This window comes from Actinomyces ruminicola (assembly GCF_900103885.1).
GTDB classification, from domain to species: Bacteria; Actinomycetota; Actinomycetes; order Actinomycetales; family Actinomycetaceae; genus Actinomyces; species Actinomyces ruminicola.
Genome location: NZ_FNIM01000023.1, coordinates 1 through 19,498 on the forward strand (window position 1 = coordinate 1; position 19,498 = coordinate 19,498).

Here is a 19,498-nt window from a genome sequence, read left to right on the forward strand (position 1 = left end):
GTACTCCCCGCACACCAGAGCACAAAACATCGCAGCAGAGGACAAAGGCTCGCAGCAGGCCAAGCCAAGCCCGGGACCCACCCCAGGGGCGGGACACCTTGAACGGCCGCCACTTCCCCGGAGCTTCTCAGCCCGGCGGGGGTGTGCTTCCAGGTCGGAGGGGTTATATGAGTCCTGCCGCCGGACGGTGCGGATCGCGAGGGTTGGGGAGCCCAAAGACCGACACCGCCACCGAGAACCACGAGGGTATATGGGAGCCCACGCTGGTCCGCTCCGGCGAAGGAGGCGAGAGCCCCCGGGAGATGGGAACCCCGGGCCGGCTCCCCTCAACGCCACGGGCCGGTGGGGCCGGGACAGACAACCCGACCCCACCGGCCAAAACACACCCCGAACGGACAACACCCTGGAGGCACCCCCTGGTAAGGGCGCCGATTATCGCCCACTTAGCACTCACGATGATGCTCTCAACCTGGATGTCCGGGGATTCCTGTATGGGGCGTGCTGTTCGTACAGCCTCGGCGAGTGGCGTGGGTACGTTGGCCGTGGCGGACGACGGCGCCAAGGCGGGAGCGGGTTCAGTGGGCGCGCAGCGGCGCAGGCGCACCACCCACTGACACCGCCGATCAGGCACCCGGCGGACGTGGACGACGGTGTGGGAGGCGGAACCCTTCGGGCCTGCCTCGAACTCGCAAGCAGTCGGCCCACAACGCGGTCGAGCCGCCCAGGACGCGGGTCCAACGCCGACAACGCTCCCTCGCCGTCGAGAACGCCCTCCGGGTCGGCGTCCTCGACGACTACCCCACGTCCTCGACGGCTTTACCGCCCCTTCGATGTCCGTAGGACTCGTCGCCAACGCACCAACCCGCAAACCGGACAATCCGGACGTCTTCAGTGAGAACCTCACTCTCTAGAGTGACAACGTCACTTTCTACAGTGAGATCCTCACTCTATAGAGTGAGCACGTCACTCTTTCCAACCCACCCCGAAAACCTGGTTGATGAGCAGCACGGGGACCGCACGTCTAGCCGCACTTAACAGACACACTGAGCCCAACCCTCACCGCCCAAACGTCCTAGCCACCAGCGGGTTGCGCTCCAGGTAGCCGTCCAGCACCCGCCGCGCCACGTTGACGGAGTCGATGAGCGGGTGCCCGGCGAGCGCCCGCCAGGCCAGGATCTCGTCCCCGCTGAGCGCGGCATCGATCACCAGCTCCTCGCAGCCCTTTACCGTAGCCACCAGCCCGAGCTCGGTCCCGCCGAGCGCCCCCACCCGCTGCGGGTGCACGCCGTCGTCGTCGACGATGCAGGGGACCTCCACCACGGCGTCCTCGCGCAGCTGGGGCACCAGCAGCCCGCCGCCGTCGGCGGAGCACGCGTCGGCATTGCCGACGTCGAGGATCATGCGGGCGGGCACCCCGGTGTGGACGGCGGTCATCAGGTCGAGGGCCACCTGCTGGTAGCCGCCGCCGGCAATGTCCTCCTCGCGGCGCCCGGCGCGGTCGGCGGCGTCGCGGGACTCCGCCATGTAGGTGGCCTCGCGCTCGGCGTGCGCGCGCAGCCACAGCTGGCCCGCCCGCTGCGGATCGGCGGCGACGGCGTCGTAGAACTCCCCCTGCCTCCGCTCCAGGAACTGGCCGCGGGTCTCCGCCTCAGCGCGGATGCGCTCCAGCGACTCCCGGCCCAGGTAGTAGTAGAAGAGGTACTCGTTCGGCAGCACCCCGAGCGCGCGCACCCAGTCGAAGCCGATGATGCGCGCCTCCTCCATGCGGTCCAGGGCGGCGTCGTCGGCGAGCAGACCGGGCAGCCGGTCCTGACCGTCAACCACAAGGCTGCGCAGCCAACCCAGGTGGTTCAGGCCCACATAGTCGAAGTCGACCCCCGCCCCCGGCCCGACCCGGGACGCGCGCGCGGCATCCCCGCCGACCGCCGTCGTCGCCCGCCGCACCAGCCCGATGGGGGTGTCGCAGATGCCGACGACGCGCCCGCCCAGCACCGTGCGCATGGCCTGGGTGATGATGCCGGCGGGGTTGGTGAAGTTGATGACCCACGCCTCGGGGGCGAGGTCGCGGACGGTGCGGGCCAGCTCCATGGCCGCCGGGATGGTGCGGAAGGCGTAGGCGTAGCCGCCGGCGCCCACGGTCTCCTGCCCGAGCACGCCCTGCTCCAGGGCGACGAGCTCGTCCAGCACGCGCCCGTGGGTGCCGCCCTCTCGCATGGCGGAGAAGATGAAGTCGGCCCCCCGCACCGCCTCCTCCAGCTGCGTGGTGGATGTCAGCGCGGGTGCGTGCGGGAAGTCGAGGTCGGCCAGTACGGCGCGCATGGCGTCCAGGCGCCGCGGGGAGACGTCGTACAGGCACACCTCATCCACCACCAGCCCCGGGTGGGTGCCGGAGCCCGCCCGAGCGGCCGCCAGTACCTCGATCACCTGGGGCACGCGGAACCCGCCGCCGCCGACAATGAGCAGTTTCATGCGAACAGCACCTCCGTAGCTGTGCCCGCCAGGTCCGGCAGCGGGGCGGTGCCGGGAGCGGCGGTGGTTATGACGACTTCGAGTTCGTTGATGGGGCACACCGGCAGCAGCCCGGCCCCGGGGAACTTGTCGGCCGTGGCCACCAGGCAGGTGCGCTCGGCCGCGGCCCGAAGCGCGTGCTTGACCGGCACCTCGATGCCGGTGGAGTCCATGACCGTGCCGTCCGCCCGCACGCCGGAGGTACCCATGAAGGCGATGTCGGCGCTGATCTGGGCCAGGGCGTTCTCGGTCAGCCCGCCCACCAGAGACAGGTAGGAGGGGCGCAGCACCCCGCCCAGCACGATCAGCTCAACGTGCCGGTCCTCCCGCAGTACGTCGACGACGGCTAGGGAGGCGGTAACGACGGTGACGTCCCGGTCGCGTAGGTGCCGGGCGACGGCGGCACCCGTGGTGCCGATGTCGATCAGGACGACGTCCCGGTCGCGCACGAGCCCGGCCGCCGCGGCGCCGATGCGGTCCTTCTCCTCGGCCGCCCGGGCGGCTACGTGTGCGAAGGGCTGGGCGTCCGCCTCGATCGTGCCGCCGCCGCGCACCCGCTGGAGCCTGCCCTCGCGCCCCAGGGCGTTCAGGTCGCGGCGAATGGTGGAGGCGGAGACGTCGAGCGCGCGGGCGAGATCGGTGACCGAGACGCCGCCGCGCTCCCTGACCATCTCCACGATCGCCGAGCGGCGTTGCTGAGCCAACATGGGCATAGTCTATCGTAATGACATCAATCGCGTGCAAGAGTGAGCAGTTTTAAGCAACTTCGCGTACAGTGGTGTGCGCCGCAGCAACCAGTGCGTCTGACGAGGAGGTCACATGTCGCACCGCGCCGCACCCGCCGACCCAAGTCGCCCGGTCCTCGTCGTCGGCCCGACCTTCCTCGACGTCGTCATGAGCGGCCTGAGCCACGCCACCGCCCCCGGCGAGGAGCAGTGGGTCGAGGACTGCGCCCTCATGCCGGGCGGCGCCGCCAATCAGGCGGTCGCCCTGGCCCGCCTCGGTCTGCCGACCGGGCTGTGCACGTACCTGGGAGCGGACCCGGCCGGCCGCATGGTGCGCGACATGCTGGAGTCCGAGGGGATCGGCCTGTCCGGCGCCCGAACCGCCCCGCGGCAGAGCGTCACCGTCTCCCTGGCCCTGGACGGCGACCGCGCCATGACCACCTGCGGCTGCGACGCCGCCCCGGGCCTGCCGGCGGGGGCTCCCGCGCCCGCCGCACTCGTGGCGGACCTGGGGGCCGTTCGCGCGGGCCGGGAGACGATCGCCCGCTGGCGCGCCGAGGCGACCCCGACCGCCGTCTTCGCCGACGCCGCCTGGGACCCGACCGGACGCTGGAGCGCGGACGACCTCGCCCCGCTGGACCGTGTGGATGTGTTCACCCCGAACGAGACCGAGGCGCTCCACTACACCCGGGCCGAAAGCGCCGCCGAGGCGGCCCGGCTGCTGGCCGAGCGGGTGCCCGTCGTGGTGGTCACCCGCGGGCCCGCCGGCGTGATCGCCTGCGACGGCGGGGACCTCTTCGTCCTGCCGGCCCTGGAGGCGCCCGTGGTGGACACCACCGGTGCCGGGGACGCCTTCACCGCCGGGCTCGTGTGGGCCCGCCTGCACGGCCTGGCGCTGCGCGCGGCCGTCAGCCTGGCCTCCGCCACGGCCGCCGCCACCCTGGGGCGTCCGGGCGGTTCGCTCAACGCGCCCACACCGGCCCAGGTGGCGGCACTGGTCCGCGCCACGCCCCTGCCGGATGGCTTCAGCGCCGAGTTCCTGGACCTCATCGCCGACGGAGCCACCCCCGACGAACTCACGAAGACCTGACAGCGCCCGCCACAGCCGTGACAACCGACACGACTCCAACCATCAAGCAAAGGAGAAGGCCAATGCGCCCCCGCACCACCCCATCAACGTCGATGGGTCGGATCTCAATCACCCGTCGTCGTCTCCTGATCGGATCCGGCGCGCTCGCCACCCTCGGGATCCTGACCGCCTGCGCCCCCGGAGGCGGCGGTTCCTCGACCGCCTCCGCCGGCACCGTCGAGGTCACCACCGACATCTCGGGCCTGCCCGAGCAGACGCTCACCGTCTGGGACCAGGAGACCCGCGGCGGACAGAACGAGCAGATGGAGCGCCTCAACGCCGCGTTCATGGAGAAGTATCCGAACATCACCATCAACCGGGTCTCGCAGTCATTCGACGACCTGCAGACCACCCTGCGCCTGGCACTCACCGGCGACGACGCACCCGACGTGGTTCAGGCCAACAACGGCCGCAACACCATGGGGCAATTCGTCCCGGCGGGCCAGCTCATCAGCCTCGACCCCTGGATCAGCGCCTACGGCTGGGACCAGAGCTACAGCCCCGACATCCTCTCCTACTCCCGCTACTCGGAGGACGGGACCATCTTCGGAGAGGGATCACTGTGGGGCCTGCCCCAGGTCGGCGAGGCCGTGGGCATCTACTACTCGCCCTCACGGCTGCAGGCACTCGGGCTCGAACCGCCCACCACCTGGGAGACCTTCGGCAAGCAGCTCCAGACGATCAAGGACGCCGGCCAGACCCCCCTCATGCTCGGCAACGTCGAGAAGTGGCCCGCCCTGCACGTCTTCGGTCCCGTCCAGGGGGCACACGTCCCCGCCGAGCAGATCCGCGACCTCGGCTTCGGGAACGCCGGGGCCTCATGGGTGACCGACGAGAACCTGGCCGCCGCCACCGAGCTGCAGGACTGGGCGAAGAAGGGCTACTTCAACGAAGGATTCAACGGCCTCGACTATGACACCGTCTGGCAGGACTTCGCCAAGGGCACCGGCATCTACCTCATGGCCGGCTCCTGGCTGGCCCCGGACCTGGCCGATGTTCTCGGCGACGACGTGGTCTTCATGCTGCCCCCGGCGTCGTCCGAGAACGGGAAGGTCGCCAGCACCGGCGGCACCGGCCTGCCCTTCGCCATCACCTCGGCGGCCAAGGACCCGAATGTCGCCGCCGCGTACATCGACTTCATCACCAACGCCGACGCCATGCAGGTGCTGGCGGACACCGGCAACGTGCCCGTCAATGACACGTCCTCGTTCGCCACGGACGACACCAGCGTGACCAATGACGTCATGACCGCCTTCGATTCGCTCACATCCACCGGTGAGGTGCTCCCGTACCTCGATTACGCGACCCCCACCTTCGACCAGGTTCTCGGAGACGCGCTCCAGGGCCTCCTGGACGGCAAGTCCACGCCTCAGCAGTTCCTCGAGGTGCTGGAGGCCGCCTACACCGAGTTCACCGGGGAATGAGCCCGGGGGCTCAAGCCATAACGCCGGCGGTTGCGGGCCTGGGACGGACTCCGACCCGGAGCCGCCGGCGAATGGAGGTCGCGCCCGGCTCCGTCCATGCTCAACGAGGATGACCATGACTGCACCACCCGCTGCGCCCGGCACCGCCGCGACACCGCGGCCGTCCCGAACCGCCGACACACGCCCTCGGCGCCTGCTCAGCAAGCGGCAGGGGCGTGCAGTGATATCGGTTGCTCTGCTCGCCCTGCCACTACTCGTCTACGGCCTGTTCATGCTGTATCCCCTGGGACGAGTGCTCATGCTGTCCTTCTACCGGTGGGACGGCCTCGGCGTCGGGGAATGGGTCGGGGCGCAGAACTATGTCACGACCTTCTCCGATGAGCGGTTACTGGGGGCCTTCCTGCATGCGCTCATCCTGATCATCTTCTACGCCGTCATCCCGCTGGCCGTGGGCCTGGTACTGGCCACCCTGCTGACTCGCACCCAGGTGCGCGGACTGGGCTTCTTCCGCACGGTGGTCTTCCTGCCGCAGGTGATCGCGATGGTGGTCCTGGCCATCGCCTGGCGGCGCATCTACGCACCCGACGGCCTGCTCAACTCCCTTCTCCGGGGCATCGGGCTGGACGCTCTGACCCGCACCTGGCTGGGCGATTTCTCGACGGCGCTCATCGCCGTCGGGCTCATCGGCACCTGGGTCAGCACCGGGCTGGTCACCGTGCTGCTAATGAGCGGAATCTCAAACATTCCCAAGGACTACTACGAGGCGGCCACCCTCGACGGCGCCGGCTGGTGGCGACGCTTCTGGCACATAACCATCCCCGGCGTGCGGGCCGAAATCCTGGTATCGCTCACGCTTACCGTCATCGCCGCGCTCAAGACCTTCGACCTCGTCTACGTCACCACCTCCGGCGGGCCCGGGACCTCCACCACCGTCCCCTCCTACGAGGTCTACAACCAGGCCTTCCGACTCGGCAGCGTGGGCACGGCCTCGTCTCTGGCGGTCATCCTGACCCTGGTCATCTTCGCCATAAATCTGACCATCAACCTCCTTGGGGAGCGCGACTGATGCGGGCCTCCACGACCGAGAAGGTCCTCAACTACGTCGTCCTCGTCGCCTTCGCCGCGCAGGCGCTGGTCCCGATCCTCTATGTGCTCGTGCTCGCGCTTCAGTCCGAGCGGATCGGGGACGACTCCTTCTGGCACCTGGAGAACTTCGCCACCGCCTGGGAGCAGGGCCACTTCTCCCAATACATGACCAATTCGGTGATCATCGCCGTGCTGGTGGTCTCCCTCGCGCTCGTGCTATCGCTCATGAGCGGCTACGTGCTCGGCATCCTCCGGCCGCGCGGCGGAGACATTCTCTTCTACGTCTTCCTACTCGGCATCATGGTGCCCTCCGAGGCAATCGTCCTGCCACTGTTCTTCGACCTGCGCGACGCCGGCCTGACGGATACGATCTGGGCGGTGGCCCTGCCCCAAACGGCGCAGTCCCTGGCCTTCGGCACCTTCTGGATGCGTGCCTTCTTCCGCGGCGTCGACCCCGCCATTCTCGAGGCCGCCCGCATTGACGGCGCCGGGGACGTGCGCATCCTGACCTCCATTCTGCTCCCGCTCGGCCGACCGGCGATCGTCACACAGATAGTCCTGACCTTCATGTGGACCTGGAACGACTTCCTGATCCCGCTGGTCATGTCCCCCTCCGGCAAGATGCGCACAGCACCGCTCGGCCTGGCCTTCTTCCAGGGGCAGTACACGCAGGGCTCCACCCTGCTCGCCGCCGGCGCCGTGCTCGTCGCACTGCCGATGATCGTGCTCTACCTGCTGCTGCAAAAGCAGTTCATCTCAGGCATGACGGAGGGCGCCGTCAAGGGGTGAGCACACCGTTGCTCCCCACCTCGGCCGGGGTATAGCGTCGTTGCCATCCTGCCGGAGTCGAAGGAGCCTCCATGAGCCGCGACACCCACGCCACCGCCCACACCCCCGTTCCACCCGCGCCCGCCCCGCACTACCCGCAGCACCCACCTGCCCCCGAACCGGCCCGCCCCTACAGCGCCCCCATGCCCGACCAGAGCCCGGCCCCGCCGCCGGGCGGACCGGTGCGCTTCGGCGTCGTCGGCGCGGGCTGGCGCGCCCGCTTCTTCCTGCGCCTGGCCGCCATGGCCCCCGAGCGCCTGGAGTGCGTCGGCGCCCTGGCCCGGCGCAGCGAGTCGCGCGCGGCCCTGGCCCAGGAGTTCGGCGTCGCCGTCACCGACTCGCTCGACGGCCTGCTGGCCCGCTCCCCCGAACTCGTCCTGCCGCTGGTCAGCTGGGCGGCCGCACCGGGACTCATCCGCGAACTCGTGGGCCATCGCATCCCGGTCCTAGCCGAGACCCCGCCCGCGCCCGACCCCGACTCGCTGCGCGCCCTGTGGCACGACGTCGGCGACTCCGGCCTGGTCCAGGTGGCGGAGCAGTACCCGCGCATGCCCGGTCACGCCGCCCGCCTCGCGGCCATCCGCGCCGGCACCATCGGCACCCCCACCTGGGCGCAGGTCTCCTCCACCCACGGCTATCACGCCGTCTCGCTGCTGCGGCACTTCCTGGCCGACGACGGCGCCCCACTGGCCGGCCCCGTCACCGTCACCGCCCGCAGCTTCCCCACCCCGCTCCTCCAGCCGCTGGACCGCGACGGCTGGAATACGGTGCCCGCCGTCGAACCCGGTCAGACGGTGCTGGCCGCCCTCGCCTTCGACTCCGGCCGCACCGGCGTCTACGAGTTCACCTCGAACCAGTGGCACAACCCGCTGCTGTCCCGGCGCGTGCTGGTGCGAGGCACGCTGGGGGAGATCGTCGACGACGCCGTCACCCGCTGGGTGCCCGACGCCGGGGCGGTGACCAGCCGGATCGAGTACCGGCGCACCGGGCGCGACCTGAACCTCGAGGGCAATGACCTGGTCCACGCCAGCCTGGATGGGCGGGTCGTCTACCGCAACCCGTGGGTCGGCACGCGCATGAGCGAGGACGACCTCGCCGTCGCCACCATCCTTCAGGACACCGGCCGGTGGGCGCGCGAGGAGGGCCCGGCCCCCTACCCACTGGCGCAGGCCTGTCAGGACCACCTGCTGTCATGCGCCATCGACGAGGCCGTCGCGTCGGGTCGGGACGTGACCGCCGACGTCGAGGACTGGGCCTGAGGGCCGGCGCCCACTGACAACGGCTGCCAACTACTGACAACTACTGTTAAGAAATTAACAGTAGTTGTCAGTAGCGTTGTCAGTAGCAGGCGCCTGCGGGATCCACACCGTCGGCGGTACGCACCTGCTGGTCAGGTCCCGGGGATGACCCACGTAGATCGCGGGTCGCGCGGCGACCTGCCGGTGCGCATCACCAATCCCTCGGCCTCCAGAGCCTTGAGGCGCTTCAGCGCCGTTTGGCGGGTGACACCCATCGCCTCAGCAATGTCCGCAGTACCGAGCGGCCCGGTGCTGCGCAGCAACGCCATGGCATCGAGCGCGGGCTGGCCAAGTCGGTCGGCAACCGTCGTCGATATTCGCGAGGCGGCATCCAGACTCACTATTACGCTCGTCGACGTCTGCCGGTACACCGGGTCGCCGAGACCTGCCTGGCGCATCTGCCCCACCATGCGACGAATCCCCTCACCCAGTTCCTGAGCGAATCCCAGGTCCGAGCAGACGCGCGCGATACGCGGGTTACGCGCATATCTGGCTATCTCCAGCGGTCGGGACGGGTCGACCAGTCCGGGGAAACGGCCCGGCGAGGAGACCTCAATACGATGCGGGAAGATCGAGACCCGGATGTGGTCGCCGGCCATCGAGTACGAGCGGTGGATGACTGCGTTGACGATCGCCTCCATCCACGCCTCGCGAGGAATGACATCCACCGGACCGAATTTGCCGTCTACGCCGAGTGCACGACGGCGTGGAGCCCAATCCTCAACCAGGGAGAATGCGGCCTCAATCATCTCCGGGATCGTGCCCTCCAGGCGGCGATCGCCGTCGGCAACCATCGTCTGGCGTGATCCCACACCGGTCTCATCGGCCTGGTATCGCAGCACGCGCACGAGTGCCTGCGGGAGGAACCGCTGCGGGTGCACCCCCACCAGGAGCAGTCCGGCAACCGTCAATCGATCATCGGGAGTTACCAAAGAACGTGCGCGCAGTACGTGCAGGTCATCCCCTACCGCGTCAATAGCCTTCCGAAGCGCATCTACACGAGCCGAGTCCACACCTTCTAGGCCGACCGGAGCGGGCTGCGCCTCATAGGCATCGGCCTCACGGTCGTAGACGAGTTCCTGCCAGGCCGTCCGACTCAGCGTGATGGTCGAGTCACCGGCCCGGACAAAGGCCTCCTCGTCGGTGCGCTGATGGGCGTGACGACTCGGCTCCACCAGAAACACCAGGACATGGTCCTGCGTGCGGTCGGAGTGTTCGACCGGCATCTCCTCCACTCTGAGTACGAGCGGCGGATCGATGAGATCAACCGGAACCCGGCGTAGTCGGTTTACCTTGCGGGTCTCGCCGTCAATGCCTTCGATTCGTCCCTCGCTGACCCCCACAGCCACCATGCCGCCCTCAGCATTGGCCATCCCGATCAGCGCGGCGGCGAGCCGCTTGGCGTCGACGCGCACCGACTTGCGCTCGAACCACTGGTTCTCCGGCGCGCCGACGAGCATCACCCCGCGCTGTCGCGGGTCTGCCGCTACCAGTGACTCGAAGTCGATCCTGCTTGGAGGTTCCCTGCCGATCACGTCCATGCGTCTACTGTAAAGAAATTAACAGTAGTTGTCAGTAGCTTGTCAGTAGGCCTGTCAGCAGGGCGGCCGGCGTACAGAGCCGGCGCTCCCGGCCTCAGGGCCGCAGCGCGACGGCCTCGATCTCCACGCCCGCACCCAGCGGCAGCGCCGCCACCTGGAAGGCCGCCCGGGCGGGCAGCACCGCGCCGGTGAAGAAGCGCGCATATACCTCGTTGACGGCGGCGAAGTCGGCGATGTCGGCCAGCAGCACCGTGGTCTTGACTACGTGCTCGTACCCCAGGCCCGCGGCCTCAAGGATCGCGCCGATGTTCATCAGCACCCGCTCGGCCTGCACCTGAATGCCGCCGTCGACCAGCTTGCCGGTGGCCGGGTCGAGCGGCACCTGCCCGGAGACGTAGACCGTGGCACCGGGACCCTCCCCGGTGGAGACGGCCTGGGAGTATGGACCGACGGCGGCCGGGGCGCTGGTGGTGGCAATGGCGGTCTGTGCAGCGGTCGACATGCGGGCATCCTAGCCGCGCGCCCGCCAGGCGCGTGCGCGACCGTCGTCGCCCCGCGAGACCGGCACGAGTAACAAGCCGAGACCGGCACCAATGACCTACCGAACGCCGCGCCGTCGCCGCCACGAGCACCGCGCCGAGTCCAGCACCACTAAGACCAATACGTCCGACTTCCGGGATTCGCAGGACAGGCCCAGTGGTCCGTGACACACTGCACCCATGCACGAACGCGCAGGACTTCCCGCCCAGCCAGAGGACCTCATTGACGTCGATGAGGTCGTGAACGCCTACTACGAACTCGTCCCCGACCCCGCCATCCCGGCCCAGAAGGTCGTCTTCGGCACCTCCGGGCACCGCGGCTCCTCCCTGGACACCGCCTTCAACGAGGCCCACATCGTGGCCACCACCGCGGCGATCGTCGAGTACCGCCGGTCCCAGGGCACTGACGGCGTGCTCTACATCGGCCGCGACACCCACGCCCTGTCCGAGCCGGCCTGGCGCACCGCCATCGAGGTGCTCTCCGGCGCCGGCGTCACCACCGCCGTCGACGCCCGCGGCTCCTACACGCCCACCCCCGCCGTCTCCCACTCGATCCTGCTGGCCAACGGCGCCGGCACCGAGTCCGGCGTGCGCACCACCGGCCCGGGCCTGGCCGACGGCATCGTCGTCACCCCCTCGCACAACCCGCCCCGCGACGGCGGCTTCAAGTACAACCCGCCGCACGGCGGCCCCGCCGACTCCGACGCCACCAGCTGGATCGCCGCGCGCGCCAACGAGCTCCTGGCCGACGGCTGGCGGGACGTGCCGCGCGTGCCCATCGCCGACGCGCTCGACGGCAACTACGTCATCAAGCACGACTACCTCGAGACCTACGTGGCCGACCTCGAGAACGTCATCGACATGGACGCCATCCGCGAGGCCGGCGTGCGCATCGGCGCCGACCCGCTCGGCGGCGCCTCCGTGGACTACTGGGGCGCCATCGGCGAGCGCTACGGCCTGGACCTGACCGTGGTCAACCCGAAGGTGGACCCGGCCTGGTCGTTCATGACCCTGGACTGGGACGGCAAGATCCGCATGGACTGCTCCTCCCCCAACGCCATGGCGTCGCTGCGCAATGCCATGACCCCCGACGCCGACGGCAACACCCCCTACGACGTCGCCACCGGCAACGACGCCGACTCCGACCGCCACGGCATCGTCACCCCCGACGGGCTGATGAACCCCAACCACTATCTGGCCGTGGCCATCGAGTACCTGTTCACCCACCGGCCCGGCTGGCCGGCTAACGCCGCCGTCGGCAAGACGCTGGTCTCCTCCAGCCTGATCGACCGGGTGGTGGCCGCCATGGGCCGCAAGCTGGTGGAGGTGCCGGTCGGCTTCAAGCACTTCGTGCCCGGCCTGCTGGACGGCTCCGTCGGCTTCGGCGGCGAGGAGAGCGCCGGCGCCTCCTTCCTGCGCAAGGACGGCACCGTGTGGAGTACGGACAAGGACGGCATCATCCTGGCCCTGCTGGCCAGCGAGATCATCGCCGTCACCGGCAAGACCCCCTCCCAGCTGCACGAGGAGCAGGTGGAGCGCTTCGGCGCCTCCGCCTACGCCCGCATCGACGCCGCCGCCACCAAGGAGGAGAAGGCCAAGCTGGCCGCGCTGTCGCCGGAGGACGTCACCGCCACGGAGCTGGCCGGGGAGCCGATCACCGACCGCCTGGTGCGCGCCCCCGGCAACGACGCCCCCATTGGCGGGCTGAAGGTCACCACCGAGAACGCCTGGTTCGCCGCGCGCCCCTCGGGCACGGAGGACGTGTACAAGATCTACGCCGAGTCCTTCAAGGGCACCGAGCACCTGGCGCAGGTACAGGAGGAGGCCAAGCAGGTGGTCTCCGCCGCCCTCGGCGCCTGACCACTGCCACACAACCCATTCGGGGCCGGCGCTGGGGAAACCCACCGCCGGCCCCGAACGCACGGCCAACGGGTTCAGCTGCAGTCTGCCCTCACGTGCGCAGTAGCCGGCCTCGCAGATCACTCAGCCCCGGCCACAGGCGCCCAGCCAGCCCGAGGCGTCCGGGCGCCACGAGTCGCAGTCGGTCTCCTTCCCGCCGACCTGACGACCGCTCAGCTCTCGCGCCAGCAACCCATGCGGCGCGCCACCGGCTCGACGAGCTGCACCGTCTGCCGTGAGAGCACCTGGGCACTGGTCAGCCTGAGCGGAACATAACCGCGTCGCAGCAGCGACTGGTCGCGTCGATGGTCGTTCTCCCAGGAGTCCCGGTCGCCGTGATACGCGTATCCGTCCGTCTCGATGACCAAGCGCCCCATGAGCAGGTCCACCTCAAAGCCGAGATCGGCGGCGACCTGCGGATCTTGGCCGGCCTCCTGCAGGTCGTACCGAGCAATCGTCTCCAGGAGGGATCGCGCCCGCGGATCGGCCCGTCCCAACAGGGACCGCAGGCGACCGTTGCGAGGTCCGGCCAGCCTGGCCAGAAGCATGGTCCTGCTAACCAGCCCGATCCGCAGAGCGGCGTCCAGCGCGATCAAGGCGTCCAGTTCCTCGGCGCACCGCATAGTCGTCAGCACGGCGGTCTCGGGATCGGCAATCGGCGGCTCCAGTGGGTCCAGCGGCGCCAGCCCTTCAACCCGGTGGATAACGACCCGGCCCACTCCAGACGGCGTATGACTGCGCCCACGCCGAACAGCGACGTGAACAACAGTCGGCTCCTGGCGGAGGGGAATCCCGTAGTGGGCAAGGGCGTGCCCGCAAGTGAGCAGGCCACCGACGCGCCTGGCCACAACCCTTGCCCGGTCTGCCCCCGGCAGCGCAACGACCCCCTGTGGATAGGCATTGACCCTGCCTCCCTCCACTAAAGCTGCGAGGGCACGCCAGTCGGAACGGTCACGGCACAGACTTGCGCGTCGCGCGGCGCCGCAGCGACTCAGGTCAGCCAAGAGGCGCCCCTCCCTATCAATGCGATCCACAATCAAATGCTGTCAAACATCACCATAAATACTCAATGAGCAGTCGTGACCTGTGGAAAACCCGGTATCTCCCAGCGCCTCTCCGCGCCCAGCAGCCCACCCGGACAGCCGTTTCCGCCCTCGGAAACCGCCATCGTGTCACTGGATGCACCACTTTCTCGTTGCCCTACCCACGAGTCGAGAATCCGGGAGCAGCATCATGCGGATCGGTTCGGCAATGAGGATGGGCGACAGCTGAAAGTGGTGCATTCCATGACAGTTCCGCGCGAATTAGGCTGACCGGCGTGACACAGCAGCGCCCCTCGGACCCCGCCGACCGCCACATCGAGTACGTCTCCGGGCAGCCGGAGGACGATCCCGTTTCCACCGCTACGCCTATGGCTCCGGGGAACTCCGCTGGCCGCGGCCCGCGCGGCGCCATTCCGCACCAGCAGTCCCGCCCCGGCCCTGAGGACGACCTTTTGCTGGCCACCGGCGAGCCCGTGCGCCCCTCGTCCACGCGTGCCGCCCGCACAGGCGCCACGCACCCGCGGCCGGGCTCCTCCGCGACGGGCGCCTCGGCCTCGCGTTCCAACCACGGCGCCTGGCTTCCTAACCAGCACGGGGCGAGCTACATGCTGCTGCTGCCGCCGATCGTCGGCTGGATCGTGGGCGGTTTCAGTTGGGTGAACCTGCTGTTCGTCCCCGCCTGGCTGGGTGCCTACCTGACCTACTGGGCGTGGTCGCAGTGGGCCCGCGCCCGCTCACCGCGCCGCCGGGCGCTGGCGCTGCCGCCGCTGGTCATCTACACCAGCTGGACGGCATTGCTCGGCGTCATCACGCTGTCCGTGGCCCCGTACCTGCTGCAGTGGGCGGTGCCGCTGGCCCCGCTGTTCGGCATCGCCCTGTGGGAGGCCTGGCGCGGCCGGGAGCGCTCACTCCTCTCGGGACTGGCGGCCACGGCCGCCGCCTCACTGGTTTCGGCCATCACCTACTCGCTCGGAGTCGGCGGCCGGGGCGGGTTCCTGGGCCTGGGCGCCGACGCCGCAAGCCTGCCCGGCAGCTCCCCCAACGGGTTGTTGACCGGCTGGGCGTGGATGTGGCTGGTCACCGCGTTGACCGCCGCCTACTTCTGCGGCACGGTGCCGTATATCAAGTCGATGATCCGCGAGCGCTTCAACCGGCCACTGCTGGCGGGCGCGGTCGCATGGCACGCGCTCGTCGCCGGGACCACGGTGTGGCTCGCCGGCGGCGGCTGGCTGCCGTGGGCGCACGCCGCGCTGTGGGTGGTGCTCGCAGCGCGCTCCCTGATCATTCCGCTGCGGCAGTGGCGCCTGGTGCGCGCCCACCACCGCACCCCGCTGCGCCCGCGGACGCTGGGCATCACCGAGATCGTCTTCTGCCTGCTCTTCCTGGCGACCATCGCCATTCACTGACGGTAGGCCGCCACGCCGATCAGCGGGCGCGCCACGCGGCGGTGGCGGCAAGCACGCGGTCGTTCTCGGCCGGGGTGCCCACGGAGACGCGCACGCCCTCCCCGGCAAACGGGCGGGCCAGAATGCCGTGCGCCCGCAGGTGCTCGGCGAGCGCGGTGGTCTGCTCCCCCACGGCCAGCCAGTAGAAGTTGCCCTGCGCGTCGGGCACCTGCCAGCCCTGTTCACGCAACCCGGCCAGCACCCGGTCGCGCTCGGCGGCGACGGCGGCGGCGCGCCGGGCGGTCTCGGCCAGGGCCTCGGGCTCCAGGGCGGCTATCGCCGCGGCCTGCGCCGGCAGGTTGACGCCGAAGGGGGTGGCCACGGAGCGGATGGCGGAGATGATGCCGGGCTCGCCCACGAGGTAGCCCACGCGCATCCCGGCCAGGGCGTGCGCCTTGGAGAAGGTGCGGCTGACCAGCAGGTTCGGGTGCTCCGCCAACAGGGTCAGCGCATCACCGACTTCCGGGTCGGTGACGAAGTCGAGGTAGGCCTCGTCCACCACCACGAGCACCCGCTCGGGGACACCCTCGAGCAGTGCGGCCAGCTCCGCGGCGGTCAGGGCCGGGCCGGTGGGGTTGTTGGGGGTGCAGGCGAGCAGGGCACGGGTACGCGGAGTGACGGCGTCGATCAGTGCGGGAAGATCGTGGCGGCCGTCGGCCGTGAGGGGCACCTTGACGGCCCGCGCCCCGGCGACGGCGATGCAGATCGGGTAGGCCTCGAAGGAGCGCCACGGCAGGACGACGTCGTCGCCCTCGTCGCACACGGTGTCCAGGACGTGCTGGATCAGGGCGACCGAGCCGTTGCCCACGACCACCTGCGCGGGGGTGACCGAGTGCCGCCGCGCGATCGCCTCCACGAGCGCGTCCCCGGTCATCTCCGGGTAGCGGTTGACCCCGGCGGCGGCGTCGCTCAGGGCGGCGAGCACGCCCTCCTGCGGCGGATAGGGCAGTTCGTTGCTGGAGAGCTTGGCTATGCCCTCCCCCTGGGAGCGGGCGCCGGGCACATAGGCGGGCAGGGTCTGGACGGCGGAGCGGATGTGCACGTCGGTCATGCGTCCATCCTGGCACGCGGCGCCATACTTAGTGACCCGCATCCGGTTTTGGCCGTGGCCGGCGTCTGGGAGAATCGATGCATGGACTTGATGGTTCGCACGCTTGGAAATGCGGCCGGCCTGTGGCTGGCGGTGGCGCTGTTGGACGGAATGTCCGTGCCGGGCACGCCGAGCCTGGCGCTGACCGTGGTCAACCTGCTGGTCGTGGGCCTGGTGCTGGCACTGGTGAACTCGCTGATCAAGCCGGTGGCGCGCGTGCTGGCCTTCCCGCTGTACGTGGTGACCTTCGGGCTGTTCGCGCTGGTGGTCAACGGGGCGATGCTCATGCTGACCAGCCGGATCACGGACCTGCTCGCCGGGGTCAGCGACGGGGCCGGAATGGCGCTGGGGCTGCATGTGGCCTCCTTCGGCACTGCGATCGTGGGGTCCCTGATCGTGTCCATCGCCTCGGCCATCATCGTCGGCGTCCTGGGCCCGAACGACCGGTAGCTCGGGTCCTGCCCGCCAAGTCGACGCTGCGGCGCACCGCCCTCGCCTCGGGCCTGGAGGGCGCCGCCGGGAGTGCTCTGGCGCTCAGCCCCGCTTGCCGAAGTAGCCCCCGACCTGCTCCCAGCCCGTCTGCGGCGTATCGCGCGTGATGTCGAAGACGATCTCGGTGGTCTGCGCACCGGACTCCCCTGCCCCGGTCAGGCCCGCAAGCTCCCTGGTCCACTGGTCGATCTGCGGGTCGCCGCCGATCCCGTCGACGGCGTCGGCGTAGATCAGCGCCCCGTGCGGGTAGCCGTCGACGCCGGCGGCGTGGGTGTCCACGGTGACCACGGTACGGGTGGCCGTACGCGGGGTGGGGGCGCCGTCGAGCGCGGGCACGGCGTCGCCGGTGTTCTCGATGTGGAGGGCGTTGACGCTCTCGGGCAGACTCGCCCCGGCTGTGGGGCCGCCCGCGGTGAGCAGGTTGGTGATGTTGAATTGGGCGTTGACGGCCGGGTCCGCGGCCACGTTGACGGCGGTGATGGCGCCCTGGGAGTGGCCGTACAGGCCGACCCTGTCGCCCGGGGCGATGCCGGCCTCCCGCATGGCGGTGACGACGGCGGTCTCCATGTCTGTCGGGCGCCCGGAGACGGCCTGGAGGTTGGTCAGCAGGTCCTGCGGGTTGGAGTCGCCGCTGCCCCAGTCGGTGGTGCCGGGGATGACGACGAGCCAGGAGGTGGTGCCGTCGGCGTGGTCGGTGCGCAGGACGGAGACCACGCCGGAGGAGATGTCCTGGTCACGGCCCTTCATGTCGGCGGAGTAGCGGATGACCTCGGCGGCGGTGCCCGGCTGCGGGGCGGCCGCACCCGACGGTGGCAGCGCCCCGAGGGCGGCGACGGCGGGAACGGCCGTGCCCAGTCCGAAGGGGTCGTTCACGCCGGTCGGCACCGTGACGGACTGTCCGCCGTGCGGGGTCACGGTCACGCCGGTGGGCTGCCCGTGGCGGGCCGCGCCGGACTGCTCGGCACGTACCGCCAGGTAGTAGGCCACGCGCTGCATCGGGGTCAGCGTGCTGGTATCCACCGTGCGGCTGCCGACCTGCACCTGGTCGGGAAGCACGGCGGAGATGGCGGGATCCAGTTCCTCGGCAACCCGTCCGATGTAGGTCTCGATGACGGCGGCCTCGGCGCCGGTCCCCGCCTGCTGCGCCCACAGGGCCAGGCCGACAATGAGCATCAGGTCGGTGGTGACCCAGTCGTCGAGCAGGGGATCGGCCAGCACCGTTTCGAGGCCCTGGAGCACGTCGTCAATGCCGTCTGGCAGGGTCGCGCCGTCCGCGCTGAGGACGGCCAGGGCCGTGACAGCCGTCTTGGCCAAGGCGCCGGGCGGCATCACGCCCGACACCTCGGAGCCCAGGCGCGCCGCCTGCAGGAACAGCGCCCACTGGCCGTCGGCGCCCGACTCGGCGTCGGTGTAGGCGGTGGTGCAGGAGGTGATGTCGGTGGCGAGTGTGCGCAGGCGACTGGCGGCGTCGTCGAGGGAGCCGGTGCCGCTGGTGAGCGCCTCCAGGGCGGAGACGGCGGTGGCGCGCTCGGTGGCGCAGGGGTCGACTGCGAAGGAGTAGCACTGCGCGCCGCCCGAGGTGAGGGCGTCGTGCGCGGAGCTGAAGCCCAGGCTGAACGAGCCGTCGGCGCCGATGTTCAGCTGGCCGTACATGTTTATTCCGAAGCCGTCACAGCGCAGATCCGTCAGGGAGGTCAGTGCCAGGTCGCGGGCGTCCTCCAGCCAGTCCGCGGCGGCGTTGAGGGTGGCGGCGAAGCCGGTGAGGTCATCCGTGTTGACCCCAAAGGCTCCACCGCTGATGACGACGCCGGTACCGGCGGCCATACCGGGCCAGGTCAGGCTGTAGGGCAGGCTCGCGTCTGTGGTGTAGGGGCCTGAGCCCGCCGGGCCACCGAGGACCGGGTCTCCCCGGCGGCACACCATCTCGCCCTGGTCCCCGGTGGGCGTGGGGGCGGCAGGGGCTCCGGCCCGGCCCGCCCCGGCTCCGGGCTGCTGCCCGAACGGGGTGGTGCCGGTGGGGACGCTGCCCGGGTCGACGGTGCTGGCCAGCGGGGTGCGCAGGTCCAGCTGACCCAGGGCGTCCAGGTCGCTGCTGGACGGGGCGGAGGAGGTGGCGGTGCTCATTGCCCGGCCCCTTCCTGGCTTTCGGCGGTCTCCAGGGCGGTCATGGCGTTCTGGGCGTCGGTCATGAGTGTGTCGAGCCCGCCCACAAGGGCGACGACCTCGTCAAGGCTGGTCTGGCAGGCCGTGGCCGCGGCCCCAGTCCAGCCGCTCGGAACAGCGGCGGGGACCAAGGCGGTGCCGACGGCTGCCTTGTCGGCGGCGAGGGCGAGTAGGAAGGAGGACATGCCCCGACGGTAGGAGGGACGGGGCGATGCCCGCAGGGAGGCTGTGAACGCGGCGGGCGCGGGGGCGCACGAACCCGCCCTGTGGATTACGGGGCCCCATTCG

16 protein-coding genes are annotated in these 19,498 nt (G+C 70.2%); 8 read left to right on the forward strand and 8 right to left on the reverse strand.

The window, feature by feature from the left end; translation table 11 throughout:
• Positions 1–1,056: 1,056 nt before the first annotated feature.
• Both BLR49_RS12155 and BLR49_RS12160 read right to left on the reverse strand, forming a co-directional pair.
• The gene (locus BLR49_RS12155; protein ID WP_092537992.1) at positions 1,057–2,469 is read right to left on the reverse strand and encodes a family 4 glycosyl hydrolase; all 1,413 of its coding nucleotides are present in this window, start codon (positions 2,467–2,469) and stop codon (positions 1,057–1,059) included.
• On the reverse strand, positions 2,466–3,215 hold the full coding sequence (locus BLR49_RS12160) for a DeoR/GlpR family DNA-binding transcription regulator (protein ID WP_176765876.1): 750 nt from the start codon (positions 3,213–3,215) through the stop codon (positions 2,466–2,468). Before BLR49_RS12160 ends, BLR49_RS12155 begins: the two co-directional genes overlap by 4 nt.
• 112 nt (positions 3,216–3,327) lie before the next feature.
• Here BLR49_RS12160 and BLR49_RS12165 point away from each other — a divergent pair, with 112 nt between their 5' ends.
• The 5 genes from BLR49_RS12165 to BLR49_RS13895 all read left to right on the forward strand — a co-directional run bounded on the left by BLR49_RS12165 (position 3,328) and on the right by BLR49_RS13895 (position 8,959).
• Positions 3,328–4,323 (forward strand): carbohydrate kinase family protein, encoded by a 996-nt coding sequence (locus BLR49_RS12165; protein WP_092537996.1) that lies wholly within the window; start codon positions 3,328–3,330, stop codon positions 4,321–4,323.
• Between the two features lie 62 nt (positions 4,324–4,385).
• Positions 4,386–5,786 (forward strand): ABC transporter substrate-binding protein, encoded by a 1,401-nt coding sequence (locus tag BLR49_RS12170; protein WP_245690707.1) that lies wholly within the window; start codon positions 4,386–4,388, stop codon positions 5,784–5,786.
• 220 nt (positions 5,787–6,006) lie between these two features.
• Entirely contained in the window at positions 6,007–6,852 is an 846-nt protein-coding gene (locus BLR49_RS12175; protein ID WP_245690708.1) for a carbohydrate ABC transporter permease, read from the forward strand.
• The gene (locus BLR49_RS12180) at positions 6,852–7,661 is read left to right on the forward strand and encodes a carbohydrate ABC transporter permease (protein ID WP_092537998.1); all 810 of its coding nucleotides are present in this window, start codon (positions 6,852–6,854) and stop codon (positions 7,659–7,661) included. Before BLR49_RS12175 ends, BLR49_RS12180 begins: the two co-directional genes overlap by 1 nt.
• A gap of 71 nt (positions 7,662–7,732) precedes the next feature.
• Positions 7,733–8,959 (forward strand): Gfo/Idh/MocA family protein, encoded by a 1,227-nt coding sequence (locus BLR49_RS13895; RefSeq protein WP_218121361.1) that lies wholly within the window; start codon positions 7,733–7,735, stop codon positions 8,957–8,959.
• 131 nt (positions 8,960–9,090) lie between these two features.
• On the opposite strand, the gene BLR49_RS12190 is transcribed toward BLR49_RS13895, so the two are convergent.
• Both BLR49_RS12190 and BLR49_RS12195 read right to left on the reverse strand, forming a co-directional pair.
• Entirely contained in the window at positions 9,091–10,539 is a 1,449-nt protein-coding gene (locus BLR49_RS12190) for an ATP-binding protein (protein ID WP_092538000.1), read from the reverse strand.
• Positions 10,540–10,633: 94 nt separating this feature from the next.
• The gene (locus tag BLR49_RS12195) at positions 10,634–11,041 is read right to left on the reverse strand and encodes a Rid family detoxifying hydrolase (RefSeq protein ID WP_092538002.1); all 408 of its coding nucleotides are present in this window, start codon (positions 11,039–11,041) and stop codon (positions 10,634–10,636) included.
• Positions 11,042–11,258: 217 nt separating this feature from the next.
• Here BLR49_RS12195 and pgm point away from each other — a divergent pair, with 217 nt between their 5' ends.
• Positions 11,259–12,938 (forward strand): phosphoglucomutase (alpha-D-glucose-1,6-bisphosphate-dependent), encoded by a 1,680-nt coding sequence (gene pgm / locus BLR49_RS12200; protein ID WP_092538004.1) that lies wholly within the window; start codon positions 11,259–11,261, stop codon positions 12,936–12,938.
• A 212-nt stretch (positions 12,939–13,150) separates the two neighbouring features.
• On the opposite strand, the gene BLR49_RS13800 is transcribed toward pgm, so the two are convergent.
• Positions 13,151–13,696 (reverse strand): hypothetical protein, encoded by a 546-nt coding sequence (locus tag BLR49_RS13800; RefSeq protein ID WP_245690709.1) that lies wholly within the window; start codon positions 13,694–13,696, stop codon positions 13,151–13,153.
• A 599-nt stretch (positions 13,697–14,295) separates the two neighbouring features.
• Between BLR49_RS13800 and BLR49_RS12210 the strand changes: the two genes are divergently transcribed.
• Positions 14,296–15,426: a YwiC-like family protein gene (locus BLR49_RS12210; RefSeq protein ID WP_176765878.1), complete on the forward strand. Its 1,131-nt coding sequence runs from the start codon at positions 14,296–14,298 to the stop codon at positions 15,424–15,426.
• 19 nt (positions 15,427–15,445) lie between these two features.
• Here BLR49_RS12210 and hisC read toward each other — a convergent pair whose 3' ends face one another.
• Positions 15,446–16,516 carry a histidinol-phosphate transaminase gene (gene hisC, locus BLR49_RS12215; protein ID WP_218121362.1) on the reverse strand — a complete coding sequence of 357 codons (1,071 nt, stop codon included), beginning with the start codon at positions 16,514–16,516 and terminating at the stop codon, positions 15,446–15,448.
• Between the two features lie 81 nt (positions 16,517–16,597).
• Between hisC and BLR49_RS12220 the strand changes: the two genes are divergently transcribed.
• The gene (locus BLR49_RS12220) at positions 16,598–17,005 is read left to right on the forward strand and encodes a phage holin family protein (protein ID WP_092538011.1); all 408 of its coding nucleotides are present in this window, start codon (positions 16,598–16,600) and stop codon (positions 17,003–17,005) included.
• Between the two features lie 84 nt (positions 17,006–17,089).
• Here the strand turns inward: BLR49_RS12220 and BLR49_RS12225 are convergent, their stop codons facing one another.
• Both BLR49_RS12225 and BLR49_RS12230 read right to left on the reverse strand, forming a co-directional pair.
• Positions 17,090–19,171, reverse strand: a complete 2,082-nt coding sequence (locus BLR49_RS12225) for a hypothetical protein (RefSeq protein WP_092538013.1) — start codon at positions 19,169–19,171, stop codon at positions 17,090–17,092.
• On the reverse strand, positions 19,168–19,395 hold the full coding sequence (locus BLR49_RS12230; protein ID WP_092538015.1) for a hypothetical protein: 228 nt from the start codon (positions 19,393–19,395) through the stop codon (positions 19,168–19,170). The genes BLR49_RS12225 and BLR49_RS12230 overlap by 4 nt, the downstream gene beginning before the upstream one ends.
• Positions 19,396–19,498 lie beyond the last annotated feature (103 nt).